We start from the raw sequence: 6806 nt of genomic DNA, 5'->3' as shown, positions 1-6806 counted from the left end.
GGCTCGCCCCCGGCGGGCTCGTGGCCCTTGGTGAGATCGGCGTCGGCAACACCACCGTCGCTGCCGCGATGACCGCGGCGCTGCTCGACCTGCCGCCGGAGACCGTCATCGGCCGTGGCGCAGGCGCCGACACGGCGATGATCGAACGCAAGACCCGGGTGGTCGCCGCGGCGCTGGCTCGCGCCACCGACCGCGCACCCCTGGAGGTGCTACGCGCCCTGGGCGGAGCCGAGATCGCGACCCTGACCGGGGTGGTCCTGGGCGCGGTGGCCGGGGGAGCAGGCGTCGTGCTCGACGGGCTCGCCACCTCGGTGGCCGCCCTCGTCGCGGCCCGGCTCGAACCGGCGGTTGTCGCTCACCTCGTCGCGGGACAACGCTCCCGCGAACCGGGACACGCGGCGGTGCTCGTCGACCTGGGCCTCGAACCGGTGCTGGATCTACGGATCCGCACGGGGGAGGGCGTCGGGGCGGCGATGGCCTGTCAGGTGGTCCTCACGGCCAGCGCGCTGCGCACGAGCACCGCGCGCACCGTTGAACCTCTGGTCAGGCGGTGTACGGCTTCGCAGCCAGGATCTTGACCGAGATCTCCTTGCCGTTCGGGGCGAGGTAGGAGGTCTCGTCACCGACGGACTTGCCGACGATCGCCTTGCCCAGCGGCGAGGCCTCCGAGAAGACCTGCAGATCCGAGCCATCGGCGATCTCACGCGAGCCGATCAGGAAGGTCTCCTCGTCGCCGAACATCTCGACGGTCACGACCATGCCCTGCTCGACGACGCCGTCGTCCTTGGGCGCCTCGCCGACCACGGCGTTCTGGAGGATCTGCGTGAGCTGGCGGATGCGGGCCTCCATCTTGCCCTGCTCCTCCTTGGCGGCGTGGTAGCCGCCGTTCTCCTTGAGGTCACCCTCCTCGCGGGCGGCCTCGATCCGGTGGGCGATCTCGGTGCGACCGCGCCCGGACAGGTCGGTCAGTTCCGCCTGGAGACGGTCGTGGGCCTCCTGGGTCAGGAAGCTCCCGGTGGGTGCGGTTTCGGTCACTGTTACTCCTTGGGTGTGTCGACCCGACCATGTCGGTCGAGTCGTGATTCCGTGCCCTCTAAGCACGTGGGTCCGGGCGCGTCCACGCGCCCAGACCCAGGATGTGAGGATCAACATTACCAAACGAACGCACGCCGACCCCAATTCCCGCTGGTCAGGGCGCGCCACTCGGAGCGTCGTGTGCCCCGGTGGGAGGGGTCAGCGCAGCACGCACTCGCGCACGCCGCCACCGGCCGCCTTTGAGTTCGTGCGGATCGTCTCGGTGATCCGTGAGGTCGCCTCGGTGCTCGCCGGCACGGTGACCTCGGCCGACCCGACCGTGCTCAGATCCGCCGCCATCGCCCGCACCGTGCACACGGCCTCGCGCCCTTCGGGCCGGGTGATGGTGAACTCCATCCGGAATGTGTGGTCGTCGATGACCTCGTTGCGCACGTCCTGCCACACGGCCTTGTTGCGGTAGTCGTCGACGATCGCCCAACTGATGAAGGCCACCATGGCCAGAGCGCCGACGACGCCGATCACCCACCACTTGAGGTTGGCCCGGCTGGGGCGGTCCAGGATGGGCCCGCTCGCCTCCTCGTCCCAGTCCTCGGTGATCGGGTGGGCGGGGTCGGTCGGCTGGGGCACAGCGGGTCCTTCGGCAGTGGTGTGTCGGCGCGGGTGGCGACAGGTGAGAAGATCGAACTCCGTCGATTATCCGCGATCCGCCACGATCGCGATGCACCCGCCTTCATCGAAAGGAAAGTCCGTGGGAGAACGACTGCGGCTCATGGCCGTCCACGCGCACCCGGACGACGAGTCCAGCAAGGGCGCCGCGACCATGGCGCGTTACTCCGACGAGGGCCACGACGTGCTCGTGGTCACATGTACGGGCGGCGAACGCGGTGACGTCCTCAACCCCCGGCTGGCCGATGACCCGACTGTTCAACGGGACATCGTCGAGGTCCGGCGCGGTGAGATGGCCAAGGCCGCGGCGATCCTCGGGGTGAAGCACACCTGGCTCGGTTTCGTCGACTCGGGGCTGCCCGAGGGTGACCCGCGGCCGCCGCTGCCCGAGGGCTGCTTCGCCCTGCAGCCGCTGGAGGACACCACCGAGGCGCTGGTGCGCGAGATCCGGCGGTTCCGCCCGCACGTCGTGCTGACGTACGACGAGAACGGCGGCTACCCGCACCCGGACCACATCATGACCAACCGGGTGACGATGTCGGCGATCGACGCCGCCGCCGACCCGCAGCGGTGGCCCGAGATCGGGGGCGCCTGGCAGGTGCTCAAGGTCTACTACTCGCACGGCTTCACCCGCACCCGCCTGATGGCCTTCCACGAGGCGATGGTCGACCGCGGGCTGGAGAGCCCGTTCGCCGACTGGCTCGCGCGCTGGGAGGACCGCGAGGACCGCGCCGTCACCTGCCGCGTCGAGTGCGCCGCCTACTTCGATCGCCGTGACGAGGCGCTCAAGGCACACGCCACGCAGATCGACCCGGACGGGCAGTTCTTCGCCTTGCCGCGGGAGATCCAGGCCGAGGTCTGGCCGTACGAGGAGTACGAACTCGCCCTGTCGTGGGTGCCCGTCGACCTTGCCGACGGAGCGGTCGAGTCCGAACTCTTCGCCGGGATTCCGGAACCCGGGGACCAGGCCGACGCGTTGGCCACCCGACCCGACCTGCCGTTGCTGGTCGACCGCCGTATCGAACCGACCGTGGAGATGCCCCGATGACCGCCCCCGATTCGTCCGTCTCCGCCGGGATCTTCGGCTTCCTGGCCTTCTTCTTCATCGGCGTGGCCCTGTGGCTGCTCATGCGGTCGATGAGCGGCAAGATCCAGAACATCGAGTACGACCGTCGCGATACGGAGCTTCGTGAGGGCGAGTCGGAGTCGGACACCGAGGCCCCGCAGGCCGGGCCGGCCGACGGTGCGGCCGAGTCGACGTCGGGTGAGGCGGAGCGCGGTGCGGAGGCGAACGACGCTCCGCCGGCCGAGGGTGACGGCGAGGGGTCGACTGGCGGGGACGCGACCGACCGCTGACTCAGGCGACCTGCCCGGCGGGGCCGTACAGCGTCAGCGACGCGGCGACGTAGTGCGCCACGAACGCGGCCACCGTGAAGGCGTGGAAGATCTCGTGGAACCCGAACCACCGGGGGAGTGGGTTGGGGCGCTTGGCGGCGTACACCAGCGCCCCGACGCTGTAGAGCACCCCGCCGACGATGATCAGCGTGACGATGGCCGGGCCGCCGCCGCTGAGCAGACCGCGCAGGTAGAACACGGCCACCCAGCCCAGGGCGAGGTAGACGGGCACGTACAGCCAGCGCGGTGCCGAGGGCCACAGCACCCGGAACGCCACGCCGATCAGGGCGCCGCTCCAGACGATGGCGAGCATCTGTCGACCCTGGTCGCTCGGCAGCAGCAGGGCGAACGGGGTGTAGGTCCCGGCGATGATGAGGAAGATGTTGGCGTGGTCCATGCGGCGCAGCACCGCGTCGACGGCGGGGCGCCACCGCCCGAGGTGATACGTCGCCGACGTGCTGAAGAGCAGGACCGCAGTGACGGTGAAGATCACGGCCGCCACGGTCGCCGGCCCGCTGGGGGCGACGGCGATCAGGACGATGCCGGCGGCCAAGGCCAAGGGCGCGGTGGCCGCATGGAGCCAGCCACGCAGACGGGGCTTCGCGCTGCGGAGCGCGGGGATGATCCGTTCGGTCATAACCTGACAGTAACCTACGGTTCCGTAGGTTGGCGAGCCGTACCCTCGAAGTGTCGGTTCCCGGGTGCTCGCGGGTCGGGTCGGAGTGCCCGAGAGGTCCGTTGGGCTGTCGTACCCGGCGGGTAATGTGTTCCCCGCCACGGTGACGGGTCGAGCCGCCACCTGATCAGCCCAGCCGAGGGGGAGTGCATGCCACTGCAGGACGTGTTGTATGCCGCCTACGAGCGGAGGTTGGTCAAGTACCTCCGCGACAAGCCACTGCCGCGCCATGTCGGCGTCATGCTCGACGGCAATCGGCGCTGGGCCAAGGAGCGCGGGAAGGGTACGAAGGCCGGCCACCAGGCGGGCGCGGACAACATCGCCGGGTTCCTCGAGTGGTGCGAGGAGGCCGGGGTCGAGGTGGTCACCCTCTGGCTGCTCTCCACCGACAACCTCAACCGCCAGGCCGACGAGCTCACGCCCCTGTTGGCCATCATCGAGAACGCCGTCAGCGACCTGGCCGACAGTGGCCGGTGGCGCATCCACCCGGTCGGCTCGGCCGACCTACTCCCCGAACACACCGACGAGGTCCTGCGTGACGCCGCCGAGCGGACTGCAGACGTGACGGGGATGGTCGTCAACGTGGCCGTCGGGTACGGGGGTCGCCAGGAGATCGCCGACGCGGTGCGCTCGCTGCTGCTCGAGAAGGCCGCGCAGGGACAGAGCATCGAGCAGGTGGCCGACGCGATCACCACCGAGGCCATCGGGGAGCACCTCTACACCAAGGGCCAGCCCGACCCGGATCTGGTGATTCGCACCTCCGGTGAGCAACGACTCTCCGGCTTCATGATGTGGCAGAGCGCGCACAGCGAGTTCTACTTCTGCGAGGTCTACTGGCCGGCCTTTCGGCGGGTCGACTTCCTCCGCGCGCTGCGCGACTACGCCGACCGGCATCGCCGCTTCGGTTCCTGAACGTCGACGCAGAAGTCACACCCGCACCATCCGACGCCAGCGACCACTTCAGCCTCGTGACCTGCAGAAACACCGGTCGACGGCAATATGACGAGCGGGTGAACTCTCGGCGACCCGCCGTCGGGAGTGTCGGCATCGCGCGTGTTCTCTCGTAGCGTGCGAATCAGCGCACCACACCCGTGGGGCGTTCGGGAGGAAGATCTCATGGCCACGATTGACCAGTCGTCCACCATCTCACCCGAGTTCCATGCCTCGGGCTCCGATGGCGGCTTGCGGACCTACGTGCTGGACACCTCCGTCCTGCTGTCGGACCCGCGGGCGATGCTCCGCTTCGATGAGCACGAGGTCGTGCTCCCGGTGGTGGTCATCACCGAACTCGAAGGCAAACGGCACCACCCAGAACTCGGCTACTTCGCGCGCTCGGCGCTGCGCCTGCTCGACGACCTGCGCGTCAAGCACGGTCAACTCAACCAGCCGATCCGGCTCAACGACCAGGGCGGCACGGTCCGGGTCGAGCTCAACCACACCGACCCGTCCTCGTTGCCGGCCGGTTTTCGGCTCGGCGACAACGACACACGCATCCTGTCGGTGGCGCGCAACCTGGCCAACGAGGGGCGTCACGTCACCCTCGTCAGCAAGGACCTGCCGCTGCGCATCAAGGCCTCCGCGGTCGGCCTCGAGGCCCAGGAGTACCGCGCCGAACTCGCCGTCGACAGCGGCTGGACCGGCATGGCCGAGGTCGACGTCACCGAGGCCGAGATGGACGAACTCTACGAGCACGGTCGCGTCGAGCACCTCGGCGCGGCCGAACTGCCGTGCCACACCGGGCTGAAGCTGCTCTCGCCGCGCGGCTCCGGGTTGGGCCGGGTCGGCGCCGACAAGCAGATCCGCCTCGTGCGCGGGGATCGTGACGCCTTCGGGCTGCACGGCCGCTCCGCCGAACAGCGCATCGCCCTCGACCTCCTGCTCGACCCCGACGTGGGCATCGTCTCCCTCGGCGGCCGCGCCGGTACCGGCAAGAGCGCGCTGGCGCTGTGCGCCGGGCTCGAGGCCGTGATGGAGCGTCGTGCGCACAAGAAGGTCGTCGTCTTCCGTCCGCTCTACGCCGTCGGCGGTCAGGACCTCGGGTACCTGCCAGGCTCCGAGGCCGAGAAGATGGGGCCGTGGGCGCAGGCGGTGTTCGACACGCTCGGCGCGCTCGTCTCCGGCGACGTCGTCGAGGAGGTCATGGACCGTGGTCTGCTCGAGGTGCTGCCGCTGACGCACATCCGCGGTCGGTCGCTGCACGACGCGTTCGTCATCGTCGACGAGGCCCAGTCCCTCGAACGCAACGTCCTCTTGACCGTGCTCTCGCGCATCGGCCAGAACTCGAAGGTCGTGCTCACCCACGACGTCGCCCAGCGCGACAACCTGCGGGTCGGTCGACACGACGGCGTGGCCGCGGTGATCGAGTCGCTCAAGGGCCACCCGCTCTTCGCCCACGTCACGCTCAACCGCTCGGAGCGCAGCCCGATCGCCGCGCTCGTGACCGACCTCCTGGAGCGCATCGAGGTCTGAGACGCATCCCACAGCGTGCGAGCCGGTGGCCACTCGGTCACCGGCTCGCACGTCGTGGTGCGCTCCCAAGACCTGTGACCTGCGCAAATGACCTCTGTCCACAGGGTTGTCCACACGGCTTACCGGTGGGTGAGACTCGGTTTGGGAGTTTCGCCAACCTCCGCTAAGGTCTTCGCTTGGTAACGGGTCGATAACGACAGTTGGCCCGCCACGGAGCGCCCACCCCCCATGCGGGCGCTCCTTGATGTGAGGACCTGCATTGACGAAGTACCAGAGCCGGCACGCGGCACCGCGGACGCCACTGATGACGTCCCTGAAGCGACCGCTGATCGGCACCGGCACCGCGCTGGCCCTCGTCTCGTCCGTCGGGGCCTTCGGCGCACTCAACGCCAACGGTGCTCCGGCCGATGCCGCCGACGCGACCGCGACGGCCCTGCCCGAGGGTGCGGCCACGCAGGCCGCGGCCTTCACGGCCACGCAGATGGCCGATGCGCAGCGCCTCGCCTCCTCGCGTACGGCCTCCAACGTCTCGCGCAGCGAGGTCCGCGAGACCGAGCGGGTGCAG

9 protein-coding genes are annotated in these 6806 nt (G+C 69.6%); 6 read left to right on the top strand and 3 right to left on the bottom strand.

Going from position 1 to position 6806, the window contains the following annotated elements:
• Nucleotides 1–578, top strand: a 578-nt coding sequence (locus KD1_RS13520) for a nicotinate-nucleotide--dimethylbenzimidazole phosphoribosyltransferase (RefSeq protein ID WP_174521114.1), incomplete at its 5' end; no start/stop codon positions are given.
• Here KD1_RS13520 and greA read toward each other — a convergent pair.
• Together greA and KD1_RS13510 are read right to left on the bottom strand one after the other, a co-directional pair.
• Nucleotides 544–1035, bottom strand: a complete 492-nt coding sequence (greA, locus tag KD1_RS13515) for a transcription elongation factor GreA (RefSeq protein WP_068402752.1) — start codon at nt 1033–1035, stop codon at nt 544–546. The two genes, KD1_RS13520 and greA, sit on opposite strands and share 35 nt — an antisense overlap.
• 198 nt (nt 1036–1233) lie before the next feature.
• Nucleotides 1234–1662: a DUF4307 domain-containing protein gene (locus KD1_RS13510; RefSeq protein ID WP_068402750.1), complete on the bottom strand. Its 429-nt coding sequence runs from the start codon at nt 1660–1662 to the stop codon at nt 1234–1236.
• A 121-nt stretch (nt 1663–1783) separates the two neighbouring features.
• On the opposite strand from KD1_RS13510, the gene mca reads away from it, so the two are divergent.
• Nucleotides 1784–2749, top strand: a complete 966-nt coding sequence (gene mca / locus KD1_RS13505) for a mycothiol conjugate amidase Mca (protein ID WP_245627414.1) — start codon at nt 1784–1786, stop codon at nt 2747–2749.
• Nucleotides 2746–3057 carry a hypothetical protein gene (locus KD1_RS13500; RefSeq protein WP_068402749.1) on the top strand — a complete coding sequence of 104 codons (312 nt, stop codon included), beginning with the start codon at nt 2746–2748 and terminating at the stop codon, nt 3055–3057. Before mca ends, KD1_RS13500 begins: the two co-directional genes overlap by 4 nt.
• A gap of 1 nt (nt 3058) precedes the next feature.
• On the opposite strand, the gene trhA is transcribed toward KD1_RS13500, so the two are convergent.
• Nucleotides 3059–3733 carry a PAQR family membrane homeostasis protein TrhA gene (gene trhA, locus KD1_RS13495; RefSeq protein WP_068402747.1) on the bottom strand — a complete coding sequence of 225 codons (675 nt, stop codon included), beginning with the start codon at nt 3731–3733 and terminating at the stop codon, nt 3059–3061.
• Between the two features lie 189 nt (nt 3734–3922).
• On the opposite strand from trhA, the gene KD1_RS13490 reads away from it, so the two are divergent.
• The 3 genes from KD1_RS13490 to KD1_RS13480 all read left to right on the top strand — a co-directional run.
• Nucleotides 3923–4684 (top strand): isoprenyl transferase, encoded by a 762-nt coding sequence (locus tag KD1_RS13490; protein WP_068402745.1) that lies wholly within the window; start codon nt 3923–3925, stop codon nt 4682–4684.
• A 204-nt stretch (nt 4685–4888) separates the two neighbouring features.
• Complete coding sequence (gene phoH2 / locus KD1_RS13485; RefSeq protein WP_157073355.1) at nt 4889–6241, top strand: RNA 5'-3' helicase PhoH2; 1353 nt, start codon at nt 4889–4891, stop codon at nt 6239–6241.
• Between the two features lie 304 nt (nt 6242–6545).
• Nucleotides 6546–6806 (top strand): hypothetical protein (locus KD1_RS13480; protein WP_217995893.1); only part of this gene is annotated, 261 nt, incomplete at its 3' end.

The sequence above is a fragment of the Kribbia dieselivorans NBRC 106261 genome, assembly GCF_001552435.1.
GTDB lineage: Bacteria > Actinomycetota > Actinomycetes > Actinomycetales > Dermatophilaceae > Kribbia > Kribbia dieselivorans.
Note: the sequence above shows the minus strand (reverse complement) of the source record. Positions and strands in the feature narration are given on the sequence as shown.

What these genes read in the sequence shown, in the direction of transcription:
- trhA (WP_068402747.1), bottom strand. Translation starts at nt 3,733, where the DNA reads ATGACCGAACGGATCATCCCCGCGCTCCGCAGCGCGAAGCCCCGTCTG.
- phoH2 (WP_157073355.1), top strand. Translation starts at nt 4,889, where the DNA reads ATGGCCACGATTGACCAGTCGTCCACCATCTCACCCGAGTTCCATGCC.
- KD1_RS13490 (WP_068402745.1), top strand. Translation starts at nt 3,923, where the DNA reads ATGCCACTGCAGGACGTGTTGTATGCCGCCTACGAGCGGAGGTTGGTC.
- KD1_RS13500 (WP_068402749.1), top strand. Translation starts at nt 2,746, where the DNA reads ATGACCGCCCCCGATTCGTCCGTCTCCGCCGGGATCTTCGGCTTCCTG.